Source organism: Sphingomonas sp. (genome assembly GCF_965200105.1).
Classification (GTDB): domain Bacteria; phylum Pseudomonadota; class Alphaproteobacteria; order Sphingomonadales; family Sphingomonadaceae; genus Solisphingomonas.
Genome location: NZ_CBDATN010000002.1, coordinates 2,181,029 through 2,201,625 on the forward strand (window position 1 = coordinate 2,181,029; position 20,597 = coordinate 2,201,625).

Consider the following 20,597-nt stretch of genomic DNA (forward strand, 5'->3'; position numbering starts at 1 on the left):
GGTGTCCTTCGCCAAACCTTTGGTATGCGTATCCCGTTCTCGCCGCTCGTCGCGTTCGTCCTCGTCGCGTCGCCGCTGGCCGCCGCGCCGCTGGCCAAGCCTGCGTCGCTCGACACGATCGCGCGCCAAGCGAACATTCCTTTCGATCAGTTCACGCTGCCCAACGGGCTGCGCGTGGTCGTCTCCACCGATCATTCGGTGCCGCTGGTCGGCGTCTCGATCTGGTATCATGTCGGATCGAAGGACGAGCCCGCCGGCCGCACCGGCTTCGCCCACCTGTTCGAGCATCTGATGTTCTACGGATCGGAGAACAACCCCGACGGGATGCTCGGCCCGCTGGAGAATATCGGCGCCACCGATCAGAACGGCACCACCTACTTCGATCGCACCAACTATTTCGAGACGGTGCCGACACCCGCCTTGCCCTACACGCTGTTCCTGGAGAGCGACCGCATGGGCCACCTGCTCGGGGCGGTGACGCAGGAGCGGCTGAACCGTCAGCGCGGCGTCGTCCAGAACGAGAAGCGGCAGGACGATAACCAGCCTTTCGGCCTCGTCCAATATGCCGAGCTGGAGGCGCTGTTCCCCGCCGGACATCCCTATCACCACACCACGATCGGCTCGATGGCGGACATCGATCGTGCTTCACTGGAAGACGTGCGCGCCTGGTTTCGCGGCCATTACGGGCCCAACAACGCGGTGCTGGTGCTCGCCGGCGACATTGACGTTGCGACAGCCAGGACGATGGTGACGAAGTATTTCGGAGACCTGCCGCGTGGGCCGCAGCCGGTGCCGACGCCCGCCGCCGTGCCGACGCTGGTGGCGCCCAAGGTCGAGACGCTGCACGACGAAGTCGCGACCAGCCGCGTCTATCGGGAGTGGACGACGCCGGGGCTCACCGACCCCGACACCGTGCCGCTCGACATCTTCGCCAGCGTGCTCGGCGGGCTCGCCTCCTCCCGTTTCGACGACATCCTCGTCCGCAAGGAGAAGCTCGCCGTCTCCGCCTCGGCGCAGCTCGAACCATTGGAGCGCGTCGGCAGGTTCGAGATCCAGGCGGACGCGCGGCCCGGCGTCGATCCCAAGCTGCTCGGCAAGCGCATCGACGAGATCCTCGCCGATCTGATCGCGCACGGCCCCACCAGGGACGAGATCGAGCGCGCGGTGACGGGCGAGGTCGCCGGCCGCCTGTTCGCGCTCCAGAATGTCGGCGGCCAGTCCGGCCGCGCGGTGACGCTGGCGGAGGGTGCGACCTACGCGGGCGATCCCGGCTTCTACGGCAAGCAGCTCGCCCAATATGCCAAGGCGACCCCGGCGAGCGTGACGGCGGCGGCGCGCAAGTGGCTGACGCGGCCGGTCTACGCGCTCACCGTCTCGCCGGGGCCGCGCGAGCCCTATCAGGAAGCGAAGGCGGCGCAGGGCGGCCCGGCGGATGCGTCCGCCAGCGCCACCACGACACCCGCCAGCGGCGCGCCGCCGGCCGCCAAGCCGACACGGACCGCGCCGCCGGTGGGCGAGATCGTGGCGCTGAACTATCCGCCGATCACCCACGCCAAGCTCTCCAACGGCATCGAGATCGTCTACGCGCAGAGAAAGACGCTGCCGCTGACCTGGGCGACGCTGAGCTTCGATGCCGGCCACGCCGCCGATCCGCGCGACGCGCTCGGCACCGACAACCTGATGCTGGAACTGCTCGATCAGGGCACCACCACGCGCAGCGCCGCCGACATCGCCGCCGATCAGGAGCGGTTGGGCGTCGCCATCGCCACCACCGCGTCGATGGACCGATCGACGATCGCGTTCGCCGGCCTCTCCGCCAACGTCGTGCCTGCGCTCGACCTGCTCGCGGACGTGACGCTGAACCCGAGCTACGCCGATATCGAGCGCGTACGCGTGGCCGAGCTCACGCAGATCGACGGCGAGATCAAGGACCCCTCCGGCCTCGCCGCGCGCACGCTGCCGCCGCTGATCTACGGCGGCTACCCTTACGGCGTGCCGGGCGGGGGATCGGGCGATCCGGCGGTCGTGAAGCGGCTCACCAAGGTCGATCTCGCCGCGTTCAAGGCGCGCTGGGTGCGGCCGTCCACCGCCAAGCTCTTCGTCGTCTCCGACAAGCCGCTCGCCGAGTTGCAGCCGCTGCTGGAGGCGCGGTTCGGGACGTGGAAGGGCGCGGACGAGCCCGCCGGCACCAAGCGGTTCGACGCGCCCGTGCCCGCCCCCCGGCCCCGGATCGTGCTGCTCGACAGGCCGGGCTCACCGCAGTCGGTGATCTACGCCGGCCGCGTGCTCGACAAGACCGGGATCGACGGCCTCGTGCCGCTGGTCGCCGCCAACGATCAGCTCGGCGGCAGCTTCACCAGCCGCCTCAACCTCGACCTGCGCGAGACGCGCGCCTGGTCCTACGGCGTGCAGAGCGGCGTGTCGCAATATGTCGGCCGCTCGCAATGGTTCGTGGTGGCGCCGGTGCAGACCGATCGCACCGGCGCCTCGGTGCGCGCCATCGTCGACGACATGAACGCCTATCTGGGCGCCAGGCCGATCACCGAGGCGGAGCGGACGCGCACGGTGGAACGCTCGATCCGCGAGCTGCCCGGCCAGTTCGAGAGCGGATCGGACCTGATCGGCGCGATGCAGCGCAACGACCGGCTGAAGCGGCCGGACGACTTCTACGTCCACCTCGCCGATCGCTACCGTGCGCTCACCGCCGCCGACCTGAACGCGGTGGCGCGCGCCAACTTCCAGCCGGGGCAGCTCACCTGGGTGGTGGTGGGCGACGCGGCGAAGGTGCGCCCGCAGCTCGCGACGCTGGGCATTCCGATCGAGGAGGCGAAGGCGCCGGCGGGGGCGAAGTAGCCGCCTAGCGGCCGACGCGGGTGACGTGGCCCATCTTGCGGCCGGGTCTTACCGTCTTGCCGTAGAGGTGGAGCTTGGCGTCGGGCTCGGCGAGGAGCGCGGGCCAGCGCCCGGCCTCGTCGCCGATCAGGTTCTCCATGGTGGCCGCCCGCCCCGCGAGGCTGGTGGCGCCGAGCGGCAGGCCGCAGATCGCGCGCACATGGTTCTCGAACTGCGAAGTGACGGCGCCCTCGATCGTCCAGTGGCCCGAATTATGGACGCGCGGCGCCATCTCGTTGAAGACCGGGCCGTCGTCCGTCGCGAAATACTCGGCCGTGAGCACACCGACATGATCGAGCCGGTCCGCGATCGCGCGCGTCATCGCGACCGCATCAGGGATCAGGCGCTGCACCGCCTCGCCTGACGGGACCGTGGAGGTGGCGAGGATCCCGTCGCGGTGGACGTTCTCGGGCACGTCCCACACCACCGACCGCCCGTCCGTCGCCCGGCAGAGTATCACCGAGAACTCGGCCGCGAAGGCGACGCGGCCCTCCAGGATCGCGGGCACCTGATCGCCCGCCGTCGCCGGCGCCCCGATCGCCGCCCAGGCCGAGGCGCCGGCGTCGTCGTCGTCGATCCGCGCCTGGCCCTTGCCGTCATAGCCGAACAGCGTCGTCTTGAGGATCGCGGGCGTGCCCACCGTCGCGAGAGCCGCCGCCAGCGCGCGCCCGTCGGGGACGGGAGCCCAGGGCGCGGTACGGCCGCCGAGTTCGGCGACGAGCGTCTTCTCCGCCGGGCGGTAGCGCGAGACCTCCAGCGAGCGCGGCGAGGGATGGACCGCCACGCGCTCGCCGACGCGCGCCACCGCGCGCGGATCGACATTCTCGAACTCGTAGGTGACGACGTCGACCGCGTCCGCGAAGCGGGCGAGCAGCGCCTCGTCGTCATAGGCGCCCTGCGTCCAATGCGCGGCGACTTCGCTCGCCGGCCCGCTCGCGCCCGGCGCGTAGATATGCGCGCGATAGCCGAGCCGCGCCGCCGCCATCGCCAGCATCCGGCCGAGCTGTCCGCCGCCGAGGATGCCGATCGTGCCGCCAGGAGGGACGATCACTCGGGCGTCTCGGCGACCCGATCGGTCTGCTCGGCGCGCCAGTCCGCCAGCCGCGCGGCGAGCGCCTCGTCGGAGCCGGCGAGGATCGCGGCCGCCAGCAGCCCGGCGTTGACCGCGCCCGCGCGTCCGATCGCGAGCGTGCCGACGGGCACGCCGGCGGGCATCTGCACGATCGAGAGCAGGCTATCCATGCCGCTCAGCGCCTTGGATTCCACGGGCACGCCCAGCACCGGCAGCGTCGTCATCGCCGCCGTCATGCCGGGCAGGTGCGCGGCACCGCCCGCGCCCGCGACGATCACCTTGAGGCTCCGCGCCGAGGCACCGCGCGCGTAGTCATAGAGCCGGTCCGGCGTGCGGTGCGCGGATATCACCTTCGCTTCGTAGGGCACGGCCAAGGCCGCCAGAGTCTCGGCGGCGTGGCGCATCGTCTCCCAGTCGGAACGCGAACCCATGATGATGCCGACGAGCGGTGCGGTCATCGTCACGCTATGCCCCGGCGATCAACGCTCGGAAAGATAGTAGCGGTCGAGCGCGTTGAGCTCGCCATCGAGCTCGTAGACGATCGGCTGGCCGGTCGGGATCTCCAGTCCGGTGATCTCGTCGTCGGGTATGGCGGAGAGATGCTTGACGAGCGCGCGCAGCGAGTTGCCGTGCGCGGAGATGACGACGCGCTCGTCGCGCAGGAGCGCGGGCGCGATCGCCTCCTCCCAGTAGGGGAGCACGCGCGCGATCGTGTCCTTCAGGCTCTCGGTGGCGGGGATGGCGATGCCGTCGTAGCGCCGATCCTGCGCCAGATCATAGGGGCCGCCCGCCTCCAGCGGCGGCGGCGGCGTGTCGAAGCTGCGGCGCCACACCTTTACCTGCTCGTCGCCATGCTTGGCCGCCGTCTCCGCCTTGTCGAGCCCGGTGAGGCCACCATAGTGGCGCTCGTTCAGCCGCCAGTCCTTGGCGACGGGCAGCCACAGCCGCCCCATCGCCTCAAGTGCCAAGTTGAGCGTCTTGATCGCGCGCGTCTGGAACGAGGTGAAGGCGCGATCGAAGTCGAGCCCCTTGGCGGCCATCAGCTCGCCCGCCGCCTTCGCCTCGGCCTCGCCCTGCGGCGTCAGCGTCACGTCCCACCAGCCGGTGAAGCGGTTCTCCAGGTTCCAGGCGGACTGGCCGTGGCGGATCAGCACCAGGCGGGGCATCGCGATCTCCCAATGTCGAGCGACAGTCCCTATGGGCGGGCGCGCGATCGGTCCAGCGAGGATGAACGGCGATGAGGACGCAGACGGTAGCCTACGAGGTGGACGGCACCCGCTTCGAGGGTCTCGCCGTGTGGGACGACGAGGATACGGGTGCGCGCCCCGGCGTGCTCGTCGCACCGACGGTGATGGGCCGCACCGCGTTCGAGGAAGGAAAGGCGGAGGCGCTGGCTCGGCTGGGCTATGTCGGTCTCGCGCTCGACATCTACGGTGTCGGCGTGCGGCCCACCGAGATGGACGAGGCGCGCCGCCACATGGACTCATTGAATGCCGATCGTCGGCTGATCGCCGCGCGGATGGCGGCGGCGCTCGCCGCGCTGCGCGGGCTCGACGGGGTGGATGCGGCGCGGACGGCGGCGATCGGCTTCTGCTTCGGCGGCAAGTGCGTGCTCGATCTCGCGCGGAGCGGCAGCGACCTGCTCGGCGTCGCCACGTTCCACGGCCTTTTCGATCCGCCGGGCATATCCGTCGCGGATCGGATCACGGCGAAGGTGCTGGCGTTGCACGGCTGGGACGATCCGCTCGCCAAGCCCGAGGACGTGATCGCGCTCGCCCAGGAGCTGACCGACAAGGGCGCGATCTGGGAACTCGATGCCTATGGCCATAGCGAGCACGGCTTCACCGCCCGGCATCGCCCGCAGATGTATCGCCCGCTCGCGGACGCGCGCTCGTGGACGCGGCTGACCGGCTTCCTGGCCGAGTTGTTCTAGAACTCGCCGATCACGTCGTGGAGCGCCGCGAGGCACGCCTCCGCGAGCCGCATCGATCGGCCCGGCGACCAGCCGAAATCGGGATCGGGCAGGTCGTCATTATCCTTGAACGGCATCTCCAGCGTCATCGCCACTGCGCCGAAGCGCTCGGCGACCTGGTTGGTCGCCATCGACAGATTGCCCTTGCCCGGCTGGCTCGACGGGTAGCCGTGCTTCGACTGAAAATCGGGCGTGCGGCGGACGAGCGCGTCGGAATAGGCGCGGTAGAGCCGGGTCTGGCGCTCGGTAAGCGAGGGGATGCCCTCGAAGCCGGCGATGAAGACGTACGGGATCGTCTCGTCGCCGTGCGCGTCGATCGCGAAGTCGACGCCGGTCGCGTCCATCGCGGCGAGCACCGCCTTCACCTCCGGGCTGCGATCGTCGCTCGGCGCGTGCCACTCGCGGTTGAGGTTCACGCCGGCGGCGTTGGTGCGCAGGTGGCCGCGCGCGCTCCCATCCGGGTTCATGTTGGGCACGATGCGGAAGGTGGCCTTGCGGCGCAGCGAGCGGGCGATGGCGTGATCGGGGTCGGTCAGCACCGTCAGTGCGCCGTCCGCCCACCACTCGGCCATCGTCTCGCCGGGATGCTGGCGGCAGAAGAACCAGACGGAGAGCGGGCCCTCGCCCAGCGTCAGGCATTCGATCTCGCGCCCGTCGAGCGTGCGGCCGAGCGTCTCCAGCGTAACGCCGGGCGAGGCGGCGGCGCGCGCCACCAGCGCGAGGTGGCGTTCGGTGGAGTAAGGCGCGAAGTAGGCGAAGCGCACCTCGTCGCCCGCCGCTTCATGCGCGAACCGCAACGTGCCGTCGGCGTACGACGTGTCCGCGACGCGCCGCCACGTCGCCCCGTCCGTCGACCAGCAGGCGCGATAGTCCGTCCAGCCGCCGGGGAAGGCGGCGCCGCCGGCGTTGACGATCTCGTACGTCAGCCGCCGCCCGCGCGCGCCCAGCACGCGGAAGTGGAACCACTGGTAGAAGTCAGACTGGCGATCGGGTGAGATCTCCAGTGTCACCCGATCGTCGTCGATGCCGAGGACGCGGATGTTGCCGCTGTCGAGCGCGGCGGAAACGGTGATCCTCATCTGACCGTGATCGTGCGACCCGACTCGCCCGGGAAGCCGGCGAACAGCGCACGGGCGAGCTTGGCGACGGCGACGTCGGGCTGCGCATCGGGGCTCTGCGCCTTCGCCTCCGTCTGCGCGCGGCCCTCCCAGACCACCGTGCCCTCCGAGCGGCGCTTGATCTGCACCATCAGCCGAGTGCCGGTGACGTAGCGGGGACGGTTGCCCCCGACGGGCACCGTCACCCCCGCGCCGCCGCCGATGGCGGTGCCGCCGCCGTGGCGGTAGCCGCCGCCGCCGAGCCCGAGGCCACCCAGCCCGAAGCTGAACCCGCTCTGCCGCGCCGCGAGATCCTCGCGCGCGCCGCGATCGACGGTAACGGTAGCCACCAGGTCGGCCTGCGCGATCGTCGGCGCCTGCGTGAAGCCCAGCCGGGTGAGCTCGCCCGCGACGATGCCTTTGTAGCTCTGGCCCTCGAGAGTGCCGCCGCCCAGTGCCTGCGGCGCAGCGATGCCCGCCGGCACGCCCTGCTCGATCGCGAAGCTCGACGGCGCGATCGGCGTCGGCAGGTGGAAGCGCGTGACCTCGACCGGATTGCTGGTGGCGCAGCCCGACACCGCCGCGCAGAGGGCGGCGCCGGCGGCGAGCGGGAGGATACGCGCGAACGACATCGGTGCTGTCTCCAAGGATCGGATCAGGTGCGTAACGTCCGAGCGCGGGGAAACGCTCCGACGGTCCGATCCGGCAGCTTGACTCGGCGGTGGGCGTCCCATAGGCGGGCGCCTCGCTTTTTCCGGCAGATTACGAACAGGTACGGGCGCGCGCCATGAAGATACGCAACTCTCTGAAGTCGCTCAAGGGGCGCCACCGCGACAACCGCGTGATCCGTCGTCGCGGCCGCACCTACGTCATCAACAAGACCAACCGCCGTTTCAAGGCGCGCCAGGGCTGATCCAGCCCGCCGGCGTAGAGCCGGCGACAGTAGGCGCCGTCGTCTTCGACGTCGGCGACGTGCTGGTGCCGTGGGATCCGCGAGGTTTCTTCGCCACGCTGATCCCGGAGGAGGCGCGGCTCGACTGTTTCCTCGCGCATATCGCCACGCGCGAATGGCATGCGCAGCATGATGCAGGCCGGCCGTTCGCGGAGACCTCCGCCGAGCTTATCGCGCTCTATCCGGACGAAGGCCCGCTGATCCGCGCTTGGGGCGAGCGTTTCGTCGAGCAGATCGGCCCGCCGCTGCCCGCCATGCGCGCGATCCTCTCCGAACTCGCAGCCGCGCACGTGCCGCTCTACGCGATCACCAACTTCAGCGCGGAGTTCTGGCCGCCGTTCGCGGCACGCGAGGCAGCGCTCCTTGCTCCGTTCCGCGAAATCCTCGTGTCGGGCGAGGCGGGGATCACCAAGCCCGACCCGGCGATCTACGCGCTCGCGCTCACCCGCTTCGGTCTCGCGCCGGGCGAGGCTCTGTTCGTCGACGATCGGGCGGAGAATGTCGCGGGCGCCGAGGTGGCGGGCTTCGTCGGCCACCTGTTCGCGGGCGCGGAGCCGCTCCGCGATGCGCTGGCGGGGCATGGCTTGCTCTGAGCGGCCGCGCGGCTAGCATCAGGCCATGCGTCTCCTGCCGGTCTTCGCCCTGCTCTTCGCCGCGCCGACCTCCGCGGCGCTCCACCCGCTTGACCCCGCCGACAAGGCGGCGATCGACAGGGCGGCGGCTGACGTCCTCAAGCGTACGCAGGTGCCGGCCGCCTCGATCGCGGTCGTACAGGACGGCCGTATCGTCTACGCCAAGGCCTATGGCGAGCAGGCGGCGGGCGTGCCCGCGCGCACCGACGCGCGCTACCCGATCGCGTCGATCTCCAAGCAGATCACTGCCACCGCGATCCTGATGCTGGCCGACCGGCATCGGTTGACGTTGGACGATCCCGTGGCGCGGTGGGAGCCGACGCTCACGCAGGCGAACCGGATCACGGTGCGCCAGATCCTCAGCCACACCTCCGGCTATCGCGACTACTGGCCGCAGGATTACGCGTTCGCGGCGATGGAGCGGCCGACGACGCCCGACGCCGTCCTCGCGCGTTGGGCCAAGGTGCCGCTCGATTTCGCGCCGGGCAGCCAGTATCAATATTCAAACACGGGCTACGTGATCGCCGGCCGCATCGTCGAGAAGGCGTCGGGCCAGCCGCTCCTGCCCTATCTCGCCGCCCACATCTTCAAGCCGCTCGGCATGACGAGCGCGGTCGATGCCGACACCGGCATGACGTCCGCCGATGCGCACCCGCACGGCCGCTACGCGCTCGGCCCGGTGCGAGAGGAGAAGCCGGCGGCGGCGGGCTGGCTGTTCGCGGCCGGCGAGCTGGCCATGACGGCGTCGGACCTCGCGCGCTGGGACATCGGCATGATCGACCGGCGGCTGCTCTCGCCCGCCTCCTATGCGGCGCAGCGCACGGCGGTCGCGCTCCCCGGCGGGCAGAAGAACGACTATGGCCTCGGCGTCGACATCGATACCGTGTCGGGCCACCGCCGGCTCCATCACGGCGGCGAGGCGGTGGGCTTTCTCTCCGAGAACCGCGTCTACCCGGACGACCGTGCCGCCATCGTGGTGCTCGACAATGCCGATTTCGGTAACGCCGAGACCGCGATCGCCGACAGGATCGAGGCGATCCTGCTGGGCGGCGACGGGGGCGGCACGGCGCGCGCGAGGTCGCTGTACGACGCGCTGCGGCGCGGCACGCTCGATCCGTCGCTGCTCACCGCCAACGCCCGCTATTACTTCAAGCCCACCGCGCTCGCCGACTATCGCGCCAGCCTCTCGGCGCTGCCCGAGCCCGATGGCGTCACCCGGATCGCAAGTGCGCTGCGCGGCGGCTTCACCGAGGAGGTCTACCGCCTGCGCTTCCCCGGCCGCACGCTGGTGGCGGTGCTGCGCGCCGAACCCGGCGTGCGCGGCCGCGTCGAGCAGTTCACGATCTTTCCGGCGGACTGACCGCCGGAGCCTACCCTTTCGCCACGTAGTTGCGCAGTTCGTCGCCGCTCAGCCGGACGACGTGGAGCACGTTGGTCGAACCCGGCGTCCCGAACGGCACGCCCGCCATCAGCACGATCGGATCGCCGCCCGCCGCCACCTTGGTCCGCAGCGCCATGCGCTTGGACTTGGCGATCATCTCCTCGAAGCTGCCGACGTCGCGGGTATGGACGGCGTGCGTGCCCCACACGATGCCCATGCGCCGTGCTGTCGCGAGCTTCGGCGTCAGCGCCAGCATCGGCACGCGCGGCCGCTCGCGCGCCACGCGGCGTACCGTCGACCCCGAGTTGGTGAAGCACACGATGGTGGTTGCCGACACCGTGTCGACGATCCGGGTCGCCGCCGCCGCGATCGCGTCCGCCGTGGTGGCGTCGGGCGGCGTCTCGGTGAAGTGGAGGCGCGCCGCGTAGTCGGGGTCGTTCTCCACCGAGACGGCGATGCGGTCCATCATCGCCACCGCCTCCTCGGGCCAGTCGCCCGCTGCGCTCTCCGCCGAGAGCATGATCGCGTCCGCCCCGTCGTAGATCGCGGTGGCGACGTCGGAGACCTCGGCGCGGGTGGGGGACGGGCTCTTGATCATAGATTCGAGCATCTGCGTCGCCACCACCACCGGGCGGCCCATCGTGCGCGCGGTGGAGACGATGCGCTTCTGGATCGGCGGCACGCGCTCGGGCGGCAGCTCGACGCCGAGATCGCCGCGCGCCACCATCACCGCGTCGGACAGCTCGACGATCTCGTCCAGCCGCTCGATCGCGGCGGGCTTCTCGATCTTGGCGAGCAGTGCCGCGCGGCCGCCGATCAGCCGCCGCGCCTCGCTGAGATCCTCGGGCCGCTGCACGAAGGAGAGCGCGATCCAGTCCACGCCCTGATCCAGCGCGAAGGCGAGATCGGTGCGATCCTTGTCGGTGAGTGCGGCGAGCGGCACCACCACGTCGGGCACGTTCAGGCCCTTGTGGTTGGACAGCGCGCCGCCGACCTCGACGCGCGTGATGATCGCGTCGCCCGCATTCTCCGTCACGCGCAGCACGATCTTGCCGTCGTCGAGCAGCAGCCGCTGGCCCGGCCCCAGCGCCTCGTAGATCTCGCGGTGGCGGAGGTGGACGCGGGCGGCGTCGCCGGGCGTTGCGTCGCGGTCGAGGCGGAAGGCGTCGCCGGTCTTCAGCGTCACGATGCCGTCGGCGAAGGTGCCGACGCGCAGCTTGGGGCCCTGCAGGTCCGCCAGGATGGTGGTCGGCCGGCTGAGCGTCTTCTCCAGCGCGCGGATCGCCTTCACGCTGGCGGCGTGGTCGGCGGGCTCGCCGTGGCTCATGTTGAGCCGAAAGGCGTCGGCGCCGGCGCGCATCAGTGCCTCGATGATCGCGGGGTCGCGGCTGGCGGGCCCGAGCGTCGCGAGGATGCGCACCTTGCGCCGACGAGGGCCCATCGCGCTCGTCTTGATCGACATGCCGGCATCCTACATCGGGCGGGAAGCCCGAACCCTTAGGCGCTCAACATGGTTAAGGAAACACGACATGGACATCGACGCGATCGATGACGCGCACGCCGCCGCCGCCTTCCGCCGGCTGGTGCGCCACCTGCGCCACCGCAGCGACGCCGAGAATATCGACCTGATGGGGCTCTCCGGCTTCTGCCGCAACTGCCTGGGCGACTGGCTGGCGGAGGCCTCCGGCCTCGACAAGGCGGTTGCGCGCGAGGCGGTGTACGGGATGCCGCAGGCCGAGTGGAAGGCGCGGCACCAGGGCGAGGCGACGCCCGAGCAGCTCGCGCGCATGGCCGAGAGCATGAAACTCAACCCGACGGCTTGAGGCAGCCCTCCGCGCCGCCTATCCCGCCGCCCTTCTCAAGGGAATCGGGGGAACGGACATTGAGCGAGGGCAACGTCGCGGCGGACCAGCTTCGCCTCTTCATCGAGCGCATCGAGCGGCTGGAGGAGGAGAAGAAGGGCATGCAGGACGACATCAAGGACGTCTATCTGGAGGCGAAGTCCGGCGGCTACGATCCCAAGACGATGCGCACGATCGTGCGGCTGCGGAAGATGAACAAGGACGACCGCGACGAGGCGGACGCTCTGCTGGAGACGTACAAGTCGGCGCTGGGAATGGGGTGAGGCGGCGGTTGCGCCCCGGCCGCGCCGGGGCCTAGACCGAGGCCACGCGAAACAAGGACGAGAGACGGCGATGGCCGGCCATTCCAAGTTCAAGAACATCATGTACCGCAAGGGCGCGCAGGACAAGAAGCGCTCCGCGCTCTTCTCCAAGCTCAGCCGCGAGATCACCGTCGCGGCCAAGAGCGGGCTACCCGATCCGGCGATGAACGCGCGGCTCAGGTCCGCGATCATCGCGGCGCGCGCGCAGTCGATGCCCAACGACAACATCAAGCGATCGATCGACAAGGCGTCGGCGGCGGACGGCGCCAATTTCGAGGAGATACGCTACGAGGGCTTCGGCCCCGGCGGCGTCGCGCTCATCATCGAGACGCTGACCGACAACCGCAACCGCACCGCCACCAACGTGCGTCTCGCCGTATCGAAGAACGGCGGCAATCTGGGCGCGCCGGGTTCGGTGAGCCACGGCTTCGACCGGCTCGGGCTCATCTCCTACCCCGCCAGGGCGGGCGAGGCGGACGCGGTGTTCGAGGCGGCGCTGGAGGCGGGCGCGGAGGACGTCTCCTCGTCCGAGGACGGGCACGAGATCTGGACGGCGGCGGATACGCTGCACGAGGTCGCCAAGGCGATCGAGGCGACGCTGGGCGAGCCGGAGGGCACCAAGCTCGCCTGGCGCCCGCAGACGCAGGTCACGCTCGCCAGCGTGGACGAGGCGACGCAGCTTATGAAGCTGATCGACCAGCTCGACGAAGACGACGACGTGCAGACCGTATGGGGCAATTACGACGTGCCCGACGAGGTGATGGAGCAGGTTTCCTGATCCTACCCGCCACGCGGCCGCCATGCTGATCCTCGGCTTCGATCCCGGGCTCGGCTGCACCGGCTGGGGGGTGATTCGCGCCGAGGGCAGCCGCCTCGCCCACGTCGCTGACGGGCAGGTGCGCACCGATGCCTCCATGCCGCTCGCGCGCCGGCTCCAGCTCCTCCACGGCGCGCTCGTCGAAATCGTACGCGCGCACCGGCCCGATGGCGCGGCGGTGGAGGAAGTGCTCGGCAACGCCAACCCGCAGTCGACGCTCAAATTGGGCCAGGCGCGTGGAATGGCGCTGCTCGCCGCCTCTCAGGCGGGGCTGGTGGTCGGGGAATATCATCCGCTCACCGTCAAGAAGGCGGTGGTCGGCACCGGCGGAGCCGCCAAGGTGCAGGTGCAGGCGATGATCGCGCGGCTGCTGCCCGGCGCACGACCGAGCGGCGCGGACGCGGCCGACGCGCTGGCGGTGGCGATATGCCACGCGCATCACGGCGCCGGCGCGCTGGCGCTGATGAGGCGGGCGTGATCGCGCGGCTTTCCGGCCGGCTTGCCGAACTGGGCGTCGACCATGTGGTGGTCGACGTTCATGGCGTCGGCCTGCTGGTGCTGCTGTCGGCGCGCACGCTGGCCGCGATCGGCGGCATCGGAAGCGACGTGCTGCTGCTCACCGAGTTCCACGTCCGGGAGGACGCGCTCACGCTCTACGGCTTCGGATCGGGCGCCGAGCGTGACTGGTTCCGGCTGCTGACGGGCGTGCAGGGGGTGGGCGGCCGCGTCGCGCTCGCCATCCTGTCGGTGCTTGCGCCCGACGAGCTTTCGCGCGCCGTGGCGGCAGGCGACAAGGCGATGGTAGCGCGCGCCAACGGCGTGGGCGCGAAGCTCGCCACGCGCATCGTCACCGAACTCAAGGATCGCGCCGGGCCCGCCCTCGGACCTGCGGCGAGCGGCTCAGGGCAACCCGTCGGGGGAGTGGAGGCGGACGCGCTGTCTGCGCTCGCCAATCTCGGCTTCCGGCCGGCGGAGGCAACCGCAGCAGTCGGCGCGGCGATCGCGGAGCTAGGTGGCGAAGCTGGTCTCGACGCCGTCGTCCGGATCGCGCTACGCAAGGCGTCACGCGCATAAGCACGAACTCGGCATGGCCGCGACGGCCATGCGAGGCGCGGATCGTGTCGCGCGAAGCCGGGCCGGCGATGCGGGCGCTTTCGGAGCGCCCGCGATCGCACCGCCTTACGCCGTCAGAGCGTCACCTCGGCGATCTTGTCCTTGTAGGTGTCCTTGGGATCCTTGCCGAACAGCCGGGTGATCGCCGCGCCGATCGAGCTGCCGCCGAGCCAGATCTCGGCCTTCTCCGTATCGAGGCGAAGCAGCGCCAGGTTCGGGTCGGTCTTCCCACCTTCGTACCAGGCCGCGACATGCGGGTTCCACAGCCGATCAATCGTCGTCTGGTCGGAGTCGACCGTCAGCGCGCCATGAACGCTGGCAAACACGTCGTGACCCTTGCTGGTGAAGGTCGCGATGGCGCGGTGCGACTCGCTGAGCGCCTTGGTAAGCGAATTGTCCTTGGTCGCGAAGAACCAGACCGGGCCGTGATCGCCCTCGGTCTGCGCGGTCATCGGCTGGGTGTGGCCGTCGCGCGCGCCGTCGAGGCCGAGCATCATGAAGGGCGAAGCCTTGAGCGCCTTCCAGAACTTCGCCTCAATCTCGCTATCGTCCGCCATGATCGTCTCCCATATGTCGGAAGCAAAACCGGCGGAGCCGCGCGACTGTTCCCTCGCGGGGCTTCGCGTGGATCGGGTCGCCCGCTAACGGAGGTGGCGATGTTACGCTCGATGGCATGGATGCTGCTGGCGGCGGCGAGCGCGGCGGGTGCCGAGGACGCGCCCGCCACGGAGCCGCCGCCGACGCTTTGCGACGCGCTGCCCGCCTTTGCGGCGTGGGTGCGCCCGGCCTCGATCGTCGCCGCGCCGCGCGCCGATCGCGGGCCGCTGCCGCGCATGACGATGGGGCAGGCCGCCGCCGTCACGCTCTCGCCCGCGCAGGATCTGGTGCCGGTGGTCGCGCCGCGTCGCACCGGGGGCCCGCTCGCCTATGCCGGGCTGCTGCGCGTCCACGCGCCCGTCACCGGCACCTACCGCTTCGCGCTGAGCGGCCCCGTCTGGCTCGACGTCGTCGATCGCGGCGTATCGGCGGCGTCGGTCGCGCACGGCCACGGGCCGGAATGCGGGCCGATCCGCAAGCTGGTCGACCTGCCGCTCACCGCCGGCGATCACGTCGTCCAGATCGCCGCCGCGCCCACGCCCAACGTCGAGATCATGGGCGTGCGGGTCGTGCCGTGAGCGAGGACCGGCTGCTCGCCCCCGATCGCGCGCCCGAGGACGTCGACGCGGCGCTGCGCCCGCGTACGCTCGACGATTTCGTCGGCCAGAAGGCGGCGCGCGAAAACCTTCGCGTGTTCATCCAGGCCGCCAAGGCGCGCGGCGAGGCGATGGACCATGTCCTCCTCTTCGGCCCGCCCGGCCTCGGCAAGACGACGCTGGCGCAGATCGTGGCGCGCGAGCTGGGCGTCGGCTTTCGCGCCACCTCGGGCCCGGTGATCGCCAAATCGGGCGATCTCGCCGCGCTGCTCACCAACCTGGAGGAGGGCGACGTCCTCTTCATCGACGAGATCCACCGCCTCCAGCCGGCGGTGGAGGAGGTGCTCTATCCCGCGATGGAGGATCGGGTGCTAGACTTGATGATCGGCGAGGGGCCGTCGGCGCGATCGGTGCGGATCGACCTGCCGCGCTTCACGCTGGTCGGCGCGACGACGCGACAGGGGCTGCTGACGACGCCGCTGCGCGATCGCTTCGGCATCCCGGTGCGACTGCAATTCTACACCGTCGACGAACTCACTCACGTCGTCACGCGCGCGGCGCGACTGCTGATGCTGCCGATCACGCCCGAAGGCGCGGGCGAGATCGCGCGGCGGGCGAGGGGGACGCCGCGCATCGCGGGGCGGCTGCTGAGGAGGGTTCGCGATTTCGCGCATGCCGCCGGCGATCCCACCGTCGACCGCAAGGTGGCGGACGCGGCGCTGCTCCGGCTGGAGGTGGACGCGCTCGGCCTCGACGCGATGGACCATCGCTACCTGCTGATGATCGCCGACATCTATCGCGGCGGCCCGGTCGGCGTGGAGACGCTCGCCGCCGGCCTCGCCGAGCCGCGCGACACGGTGGAGGAGGTGATCGAGCCCTTCCTCATCCAGCTCGGCCTGCTCGCGCGCACCGCGCGCGGCCGCTGCCTGACAGGCCGCGCGTGGACGCATCTCGGCTTGCCGCCGCCCACTGGCACGCAGGAGGGGCTTGCCCTCGAATAGCCTTCCGCTATCCCGTCCCGGATCATGGTTAACGACGCGACCGACCTGCCGCCGACCGGCCGCCTCGTCGCGGGCGCGCATCGCTATCCGGTGCGCGTCCACTGGGAGGATACCGACCAGTCGGGCGCGGTGTACCACGCAGATTATCTGCGCTTCCTGGAACGGGCGCGCTCCGAGATGCTGCGCTGCGCCGGCATCGATCAGCGCGCCGCCATCGCGGAGGGGACGGGCAGCTACACCGTCGCGGACCTGCGCGTGCGCTATCGCCGTCCGGCCCGCTTCGACGACGCGCTCACCGTCGTCAGCCGGGTGACGGCGGCGCGCGGCGCGTCATGCGCCATTCAGCAGACGGTCATGCGCGAGGGCGAGACGTTGGCGGAGGCGGACGTCACCGCCGCGTTCGTCGCGCCCGACGGCCGGCCGCGCCGGCAGCCTGCGGCGTGGATCGCGGCGATAAGACGGCTGCAAGGGGAGCCCATTCAGCAATGACGCCCACCATCGCCACCGATGCGACGATGTCGCCGATTTCGCTGTTCCTCCAGGCCGACATCATCGTGAAGATCGTCATGCTCGGCCTTATCGCGGCGTCGATCTGGACGTGGTCGATCATCATCGTCCACGGCCTGCGGCTGCGGCGCCTGCACGCGCGCACCGTCCGCTTCGAGCGCGACTTCAAGGGCGCCGAGGACATCGACAATTTCTACACCGCCAATCGCCAGTCCGATCTGCCCTCCGCCAAGGTGCTCGCCGCCGGCGTCGGCGAGTGGCGGCGCTCCACCTCGGGCAAGGCGATCGATCGCGACGGCACGCGAACCCGGCTGGCGCAGGCGATGGCGACCGCCGCCGACGCCGAGGTCGATCGGCTGTCCGACAGGCTCAACATCCTCGCCACGGTGGGCTCGGTCGCGCCCTTCGTCGGGCTGTTCGGCACGGTGTGGGGCATCATGCGCGCCTTCACCAACATCGCGGCGCAGCAGAATACCTCGCTGGGCGTCGTCGCGCCGGGCATCGCGGAGGCGCTGTTCGCCACCGCGCTCGGCCTGTTCGCGGCGATCCCGGCGGTCATCGCCTACAACCGGCTGACGCACGGCGTGAACCGAATCGAGGCGCGGCTGCACCGCTTCGCCGACGGTTTCCACGGCACGCTCAGCCGCGAGCTGGAGGCCGAATAGGTGGCGATGGGGGGGATTCCGTCGGGCGGCGGCGGGCGACGCCGCTCGCGCGCGCCGATGGCGGAGATCAACGTCACGCCGATGGTCGACGTGATGCTGGTGCTGCTCATCATCTTCATGGTGACGGCGCCGCTGCTGATGTCCGGCGTGCCGGTGAACCTGCCCGACAGTCGCGCCAAGGCGCTGGAGCAGCCCAAGAAGCCGGTGCAGATCTCGATCGACGCCAAGGGCGGCACCTATGTCGACGACCAGCCCGTCGACGACGCGGCGCTCGCCGCGAAGCTGGATCAGATCGCGGTACGCAGCCCGCCGGGCGATCCTACCCAGATCTTCCTGCGCGCCGATCGTGCGGTCGATTACGGCAAGGTGATGCGCGTGATGGGCGAGCTCAACAACGCCGGGCTCAACAAGGTGTCGCTGGTTTCGGTCGCCGAGCAGGGCGGCGGGTAGGGCCTGAGCGATGGAGCGGGCGGAGAAGCGGGGGCTCGCGGTCGCGACGGCTGGCCACGTCCTGCTGTTCGCGCTGCTCTCGCTCGGGCTGTTCCAGGCCAAGGTGCCCAAGCCCGAACTCGCCGACACGATGGACGTGACGATCGCGCAAGAGGTCGGCGCGCGCTCGGCCGCGCCCGAGGCCGCGCAGGAGGCGCCCGAGGCCGCGCAGGAGGCGCCCGACGAGGGAAAGCCCGAGGACGCAGCGCCCCCGCCGCCCGCGCCCGAGCCGGAGGCCGCGCCACCGCCGCCACCCGCGCCGAAGCCCCAGCCTGCGCCGCCGAAGCCCGTGCCCGCGAGGCCGACGCCACCCAAGCCCACACCGCCGGAGCCGAAGCCGCCGGAGCCCAAACCGACGCCGCCCAAGCCCGAGCCGAAGCCCAAGCCCATCCCGCCCAAGCCGGTGACGAAGCCCGAGCCGAAGCCAGTTCCCAAGCCGATCCCTAAACCGGAGAAGCCGAAGCCCGAGCCCAAGCCGCAGAAGCCCGCGCCAGCGAAGCCGGCCAAGCCCGAGAAGGCGAAGCCGGTCGAGAAGCCTGCGCCGCCCAAGCCGACGCCTTCCAAGCCGACGCCCGCCAAGCCCGCGCCCGCCAAGCCAGCGCCGACGACGCCGGCCAAGTCCGCGCCCGCCACGTCGGCGAAGTCGACGACCGCCACGTCGTCCAAGTCGACCTCGCAGAGCGCGATCCCGTCCAAGGCGGAAGGCAAGGCGACGCCGGCGAAGAAGGCGCCCGGCCTGCCGTCCGACTTCCTCAAGGATCTTCCCAAGGATGTCGGCACCGGCAAGTCGCAGGGGCAGGCCAAGCCTCGGGGCTCGCGCATCGGCAGCGATTTTCTGAAGGGCCTCAGCCCCGACAAGGCGCCCGCCAAAGGGCCTGCCCCCCACGCTGCGCAGGTGAGCGCGCAGTCGATGGCCGGCCTCGTCGGGCTGATCGCGGCCAAGGTGAAGCCCTGCTACAACCCGCCCGCCGGCGGCGCGGACGCGGGCACCATCGTCACCACCCTGTCGATCCGAATGCGCCGCGACGGCACCGTCGCCTCGGTGACGGCGGGCCAACAGTCCGGCGTCAACGGCCAGAACGGTGCCTATGCCCGCCAGATGGCCGACGCGGCGCGGCGCGCGGTACTGCGCTGCTCGCCGATCGGCGGGCTGCCCGCCGATCTCTACGAGGGCGGCTGGGACGATTTCGACTTCCGCTTCCGACCGGACAGGATGTGATGACCAGAACGCCCGCGATCCTCGCCTTGTTGCTGATCCCGGCGGTTGCCACCGCGCAGGTTCCCGCCACGCAGGCCGCGCCCGGCGCCGGCCCCGCGCCCGGCCAGCGCCTCGTCGTCGACATCACCGGCGGCATCTCCGAGCCGATGCCGATCGCGATCCCTGCGATGCCCACCCCGCAGGCGCAGGCGACGGCCGCCGGGCAGACCGACGCGCTCGGCCGCCAGGTTGCGCAGATCGTCACCAACGACCTCAAGGGCTCGGGTCTGTTCAAGCCGGTCTCTACCGATCACGCGGTGGCCTACCCGCAGGTCTCCGCCCCCGATTACGGCTACTGGACGACGACGGGTGCGTCCGCGCTGGTGCAGGGCTTCGTGCAGGCCAATGGCGACGGCACGCTGACGGTCGGTTGCTACCTGTACGACGTCTACAGCAAGAACGAGATGGCGCGGCAGGGCTTCGTCGTGACGCCGCAGTTCTGGCGCCGCGCCGCGCACAAGTGCGCCGACACGGTCTATACCCGGCTGACCGGCGAGGGGCCGTACTTCGACAGCCGCGTCGCCTACGTGTCGGAAACCGGCCCCAAGGCGCACCGCACCAAGCGGCTGGCGATCATGGACCAGGACGGCGCCAACCACCGTTTCCTGACGAACGGCCAGTCGATCGTGCTGACGCCGCGCTTCGCGCCCAACCAGCAGTCGATCGTGTACATGAGCTTCGAGGGCAACCGCCCGCGCATCTACACCTACGATATCGGCTCCGGTCGCAATCGCCTGGTGGTCGATCGCGCCAACCTCACCTTCGCGCCGCGCTACTCGCCCGACGGACGCTCGATCGTCTTCTCGATGTCGACGGGCGGCAACACCAACATCTATCGGGTCGCCGCGTCGGGTGGCCAGCCGCAGCAGCTCACCTCCGCGCCCGGCATCGACACCGCGCCTTCCTACTCGCCAGACGGATCGAAGATCGTGTTCGAGAGCGATCGCTCGGGCGGGCAGCAGATCTACGTGATGAACGCGGACGGTTCTGGCCAGCATCGCGTCAGCTTCGGCGGTGGCCGCTACGCGACGCCGGTGTGGAGCCCGCGCGGCGACCTCATCGCGTTCACCAAGCTCTCCACCTTCAACGTCGGCGTGATGGCGCCAGACGGTTCGGGCGAGAAGATCCTGACGCATGGTTGGCAGGACGAGGGGCCGACCTGGTCTCCCAACGGCCGCGTCATCATGTTCTTCCGGACGGGCCAGGGATCGGGCAAGGCGGACCTGTGGTCGGTGGACCTGACCGGCGTGAACGAGCGCGCGATCCCCACCCCGCTCGATGGATCGGACCCGAGCTGGTCGCCGCTGCTGCCGTGAGCAGGGTTGACCGCGCGGGCGTCAGTCCGCACGTTTCGGCCGTCATGCGGGGGCGCCCCAGTCTACGCCGTGAGGG

Annotated in this window: 24 protein-coding genes; 17 read left to right on the forward strand and 7 right to left on the reverse strand. The window is 70.7% G+C overall.

Annotated features, from left to right (window positions below; genetic code table 11):
• The first annotated feature begins 24 nt into the window (after nucleotides 1-24).
• Complete coding sequence (locus tag ACOFKX_RS12165) at nucleotides 25-2,853, forward strand: M16 family metallopeptidase (protein ID WP_419827230.1); 2,829 nt, start codon at nucleotides 25-27, stop codon at nucleotides 2,851-2,853.
• A 4-nt stretch (nucleotides 2,854-2,857) separates the two neighbouring features.
• Here ACOFKX_RS12165 and ACOFKX_RS12170 read toward each other — a convergent pair whose 3' ends face one another.
• From ACOFKX_RS12170 to gpmA, 3 genes are read right to left on the reverse strand one after another with little or no spacing between them, the layout of a single operon-like run.
• Nucleotides 2,858-3,943, reverse strand: a complete 1,086-nt coding sequence (locus ACOFKX_RS12170) for a 5-(carboxyamino)imidazole ribonucleotide synthase (RefSeq protein ID WP_419827231.1) — start codon at nucleotides 3,941-3,943, stop codon at nucleotides 2,858-2,860.
• On the reverse strand, nucleotides 3,940-4,422 hold the full coding sequence (gene purE, locus ACOFKX_RS12175) for a 5-(carboxyamino)imidazole ribonucleotide mutase (RefSeq protein ID WP_419827232.1): 483 nt from the start codon (nucleotides 4,420-4,422) through the stop codon (nucleotides 3,940-3,942). The genes ACOFKX_RS12170 and purE overlap by 4 nt, the downstream gene beginning before the upstream one ends.
• Before the next feature lie 21 nt (nucleotides 4,423-4,443).
• Nucleotides 4,444-5,130, reverse strand: a complete 687-nt coding sequence (gene gpmA, locus ACOFKX_RS12180; RefSeq protein WP_419827233.1) for a 2,3-diphosphoglycerate-dependent phosphoglycerate mutase — start codon at nucleotides 5,128-5,130, stop codon at nucleotides 4,444-4,446.
• A gap of 71 nt (nucleotides 5,131-5,201) precedes the next feature.
• On the opposite strand from gpmA, the gene ACOFKX_RS12185 reads away from it, so the two are divergent.
• On the forward strand, nucleotides 5,202-5,897 hold the full coding sequence (locus ACOFKX_RS12185; protein ID WP_419827234.1) for a dienelactone hydrolase family protein: 696 nt from the start codon (nucleotides 5,202-5,204) through the stop codon (nucleotides 5,895-5,897).
• Here ACOFKX_RS12185 and ACOFKX_RS12190 read toward each other — a convergent pair.
• Both ACOFKX_RS12190 and ACOFKX_RS12195 read right to left on the reverse strand, forming a co-directional pair.
• A complete protein-coding gene (locus ACOFKX_RS12190; protein WP_419827235.1) occupies nucleotides 5,894-7,015 on the reverse strand; it encodes a M14 family metallopeptidase in 1,122 nt (373 codons plus the stop codon). The genes ACOFKX_RS12185 and ACOFKX_RS12190 overlap by 4 nt on opposite strands.
• Entirely contained in the window at nucleotides 7,012-7,665 is a 654-nt protein-coding gene (locus ACOFKX_RS12195) for a DUF4136 domain-containing protein (RefSeq protein WP_419827236.1), read from the reverse strand. The genes ACOFKX_RS12190 and ACOFKX_RS12195 overlap by 4 nt, the downstream gene beginning before the upstream one ends.
• A 155-nt stretch (nucleotides 7,666-7,820) precedes the next feature.
• Here ACOFKX_RS12195 and ykgO point away from each other — a divergent pair, with 155 nt between their 5' ends.
• The 3 genes from ykgO to ACOFKX_RS12210 are packed head-to-tail and all read left to right on the forward strand — an operon-like array spanning nucleotide 7,821 to nucleotide 9,977.
• Nucleotides 7,821-7,946, forward strand: coding sequence for a type B 50S ribosomal protein L36 (ykgO, locus tag ACOFKX_RS12200; protein ID WP_004210176.1), 126 nt, complete (start codon nucleotides 7,821-7,823; stop codon nucleotides 7,944-7,946).
• The gene (locus tag ACOFKX_RS12205) at nucleotides 7,946-8,578 is read left to right on the forward strand and encodes an HAD family hydrolase (protein ID WP_419827423.1); all 633 of its coding nucleotides are present in this window, start codon (nucleotides 7,946-7,948) and stop codon (nucleotides 8,576-8,578) included. The genes ykgO and ACOFKX_RS12205 overlap by 1 nt, the downstream gene beginning before the upstream one ends.
• A gap of 25 nt (nucleotides 8,579-8,603) precedes the next feature.
• On the forward strand, nucleotides 8,604-9,977 hold the full coding sequence (locus ACOFKX_RS12210; protein WP_419827237.1) for a serine hydrolase domain-containing protein: 1,374 nt from the start codon (nucleotides 8,604-8,606) through the stop codon (nucleotides 9,975-9,977).
• Between the two features lie 10 nt (nucleotides 9,978-9,987).
• On the opposite strand, the gene pyk is transcribed toward ACOFKX_RS12210, so the two are convergent.
• Complete coding sequence (gene pyk / locus ACOFKX_RS12215; RefSeq protein ID WP_419827238.1) at nucleotides 9,988-11,460, reverse strand: pyruvate kinase; 1,473 nt, start codon at nucleotides 11,458-11,460, stop codon at nucleotides 9,988-9,990.
• 67 nt (nucleotides 11,461-11,527) lie between these two features.
• Here pyk and ACOFKX_RS12220 point away from each other — a divergent pair, with 67 nt between their 5' ends.
• The 5 genes from ACOFKX_RS12220 (at nucleotide 11,528) to ruvA (ending at nucleotide 14,053) form a co-directional block, all read left to right on the forward strand.
• Nucleotides 11,528-11,821: a DUF1244 domain-containing protein gene (locus ACOFKX_RS12220; RefSeq protein WP_419827239.1), complete on the forward strand. Its 294-nt coding sequence runs from the start codon at nucleotides 11,528-11,530 to the stop codon at nucleotides 11,819-11,821.
• A gap of 59 nt (nucleotides 11,822-11,880) precedes the next feature.
• Nucleotides 11,881-12,123, forward strand: coding sequence for a DUF2312 domain-containing protein (locus tag ACOFKX_RS12225; protein ID WP_419827240.1), 243 nt, complete (start codon nucleotides 11,881-11,883; stop codon nucleotides 12,121-12,123).
• Between the two features lie 70 nt (nucleotides 12,124-12,193).
• On the forward strand, nucleotides 12,194-12,940 hold the full coding sequence (locus tag ACOFKX_RS12230) for a YebC/PmpR family DNA-binding transcriptional regulator (protein WP_419827241.1): 747 nt from the start codon (nucleotides 12,194-12,196) through the stop codon (nucleotides 12,938-12,940).
• Between the two features lie 22 nt (nucleotides 12,941-12,962).
• A complete protein-coding gene (gene ruvC / locus ACOFKX_RS12235) occupies nucleotides 12,963-13,457 on the forward strand; it encodes a crossover junction endodeoxyribonuclease RuvC (RefSeq protein ID WP_419827242.1) in 495 nt (164 codons plus the stop codon).
• Nucleotides 13,454-14,053 (forward strand): Holliday junction branch migration protein RuvA, encoded by a 600-nt coding sequence (ruvA, locus tag ACOFKX_RS12240; RefSeq protein ID WP_419827243.1) that lies wholly within the window; start codon nucleotides 13,454-13,456, stop codon nucleotides 14,051-14,053. Before ruvC ends, ruvA begins: the two co-directional genes overlap by 4 nt.
• Nucleotides 14,054-14,166: 113 nt before the next feature.
• On the opposite strand, the gene ACOFKX_RS12245 is transcribed toward ruvA, so the two are convergent.
• Nucleotides 14,167-14,649, reverse strand: a complete 483-nt coding sequence (locus ACOFKX_RS12245) for a pyridoxamine 5'-phosphate oxidase family protein (RefSeq protein WP_419827244.1) — start codon at nucleotides 14,647-14,649, stop codon at nucleotides 14,167-14,169.
• A 99-nt stretch (nucleotides 14,650-14,748) separates the two neighbouring features.
• Here ACOFKX_RS12245 and ACOFKX_RS12250 point away from each other — a divergent pair, with 99 nt between their 5' ends.
• From ACOFKX_RS12250 to tolB, 7 genes are read left to right on the forward strand one after another with little or no spacing between them, the layout of a single operon-like run.
• On the forward strand, nucleotides 14,749-15,267 hold the full coding sequence (locus tag ACOFKX_RS12250; RefSeq protein ID WP_419827245.1) for a hypothetical protein: 519 nt from the start codon (nucleotides 14,749-14,751) through the stop codon (nucleotides 15,265-15,267).
• Nucleotides 15,264-16,286 (forward strand): Holliday junction branch migration DNA helicase RuvB, encoded by a 1,023-nt coding sequence (gene ruvB, locus ACOFKX_RS12255; RefSeq protein WP_419827246.1) that lies wholly within the window; start codon nucleotides 15,264-15,266, stop codon nucleotides 16,284-16,286. Before ACOFKX_RS12250 ends, ruvB begins: the two co-directional genes overlap by 4 nt.
• A gap of 24 nt (nucleotides 16,287-16,310) precedes the next feature.
• Nucleotides 16,311-16,775 carry a YbgC/FadM family acyl-CoA thioesterase gene (locus ACOFKX_RS12260; RefSeq protein ID WP_419827247.1) on the forward strand — a complete coding sequence of 155 codons (465 nt, stop codon included), beginning with the start codon at nucleotides 16,311-16,313 and terminating at the stop codon, nucleotides 16,773-16,775.
• Nucleotides 16,772-17,458, forward strand: a complete 687-nt coding sequence (gene tolQ / locus ACOFKX_RS12265; RefSeq protein ID WP_419827248.1) for a protein TolQ — start codon at nucleotides 16,772-16,774, stop codon at nucleotides 17,456-17,458. Before ACOFKX_RS12260 ends, tolQ begins: the two co-directional genes overlap by 4 nt.
• Nucleotides 17,459-17,908 carry a protein TolR gene (gene tolR / locus ACOFKX_RS12270; RefSeq protein WP_419827249.1) on the forward strand — a complete coding sequence of 150 codons (450 nt, stop codon included), beginning with the start codon at nucleotides 17,459-17,461 and terminating at the stop codon, nucleotides 17,906-17,908.
• 10 nt (nucleotides 17,909-17,918) lie between these two features.
• Nucleotides 17,919-19,166, forward strand: a complete 1,248-nt coding sequence (locus tag ACOFKX_RS12275; RefSeq protein WP_419827250.1) for a hypothetical protein — start codon at nucleotides 17,919-17,921, stop codon at nucleotides 19,164-19,166.
• Nucleotides 19,166-20,521 carry a Tol-Pal system beta propeller repeat protein TolB gene (gene tolB / locus ACOFKX_RS12280; RefSeq protein ID WP_419827251.1) on the forward strand — a complete coding sequence of 452 codons (1,356 nt, stop codon included), beginning with the start codon at nucleotides 19,166-19,168 and terminating at the stop codon, nucleotides 20,519-20,521. The genes ACOFKX_RS12275 and tolB overlap by 1 nt, the downstream gene beginning before the upstream one ends.
• The last annotated feature ends 76 nt before the right edge of the window (nucleotides 20,522-20,597 follow it).

Bases quoted from the DNA above. Each gene is read 5' to 3' on its own strand.
- ACOFKX_RS12195 (WP_419827236.1), bottom strand. From the start codon at position 7,665: ATGTCGTTCGCGCGTATCCTCCCGCTCGCCGCCGGCGCCGCCCTCTGC.
- ruvC (WP_419827242.1), top strand. From the start codon at position 12,963: ATGCTGATCCTCGGCTTCGATCCCGGGCTCGGCTGCACCGGCTGGGGG.
- ACOFKX_RS12250 (WP_419827245.1), top strand. From the start codon at position 14,749: ATGTTACGCTCGATGGCATGGATGCTGCTGGCGGCGGCGAGCGCGGCG.
- ACOFKX_RS12165 (WP_419827230.1), top strand. From the start codon at position 25: ATGCGTATCCCGTTCTCGCCGCTCGTCGCGTTCGTCCTCGTCGCGTCG.
- ACOFKX_RS12230 (WP_419827241.1), top strand. From the start codon at position 12,194: ATGGCCGGCCATTCCAAGTTCAAGAACATCATGTACCGCAAGGGCGCG.
- ACOFKX_RS12275 (WP_419827250.1), top strand. From the start codon at position 17,919: ATGGAGCGGGCGGAGAAGCGGGGGCTCGCGGTCGCGACGGCTGGCCAC.
- purE (WP_419827232.1), bottom strand. From the start codon at position 4,422: ATGACCGCACCGCTCGTCGGCATCATCATGGGTTCGCGTTCCGACTGG.
- ACOFKX_RS12185 (WP_419827234.1), top strand. From the start codon at position 5,202: ATGAGGACGCAGACGGTAGCCTACGAGGTGGACGGCACCCGCTTCGAG.
- ACOFKX_RS12245 (WP_419827244.1), bottom strand. From the start codon at position 14,649: ATGGCGGACGATAGCGAGATTGAGGCGAAGTTCTGGAAGGCGCTCAAG.
- tolB (WP_419827251.1), top strand. From the start codon at position 19,166: ATGACCAGAACGCCCGCGATCCTCGCCTTGTTGCTGATCCCGGCGGTT.
- ACOFKX_RS12210 (WP_419827237.1), top strand. From the start codon at position 8,604: ATGCGTCTCCTGCCGGTCTTCGCCCTGCTCTTCGCCGCGCCGACCTCC.
- ACOFKX_RS12190 (WP_419827235.1), bottom strand. From the start codon at position 7,015: ATGAGGATCACCGTTTCCGCCGCGCTCGACAGCGGCAACATCCGCGTC.
- ACOFKX_RS12260 (WP_419827247.1), top strand. From the start codon at position 16,311: ATGGTTAACGACGCGACCGACCTGCCGCCGACCGGCCGCCTCGTCGCG.
- gpmA (WP_419827233.1), bottom strand. From the start codon at position 5,130: ATGCCCCGCCTGGTGCTGATCCGCCACGGCCAGTCCGCCTGGAACCTG.
- pyk (WP_419827238.1), bottom strand. From the start codon at position 11,460: ATGTCGATCAAGACGAGCGCGATGGGCCCTCGTCGGCGCAAGGTGCGC.
- ykgO (WP_004210176.1), top strand. From the start codon at position 7,821: ATGAAGATACGCAACTCTCTGAAGTCGCTCAAGGGGCGCCACCGCGAC.
- ACOFKX_RS12220 (WP_419827239.1), top strand. From the start codon at position 11,528: ATGGACATCGACGCGATCGATGACGCGCACGCCGCCGCCGCCTTCCGC.
- tolQ (WP_419827248.1), top strand. From the start codon at position 16,772: ATGACGCCCACCATCGCCACCGATGCGACGATGTCGCCGATTTCGCTG.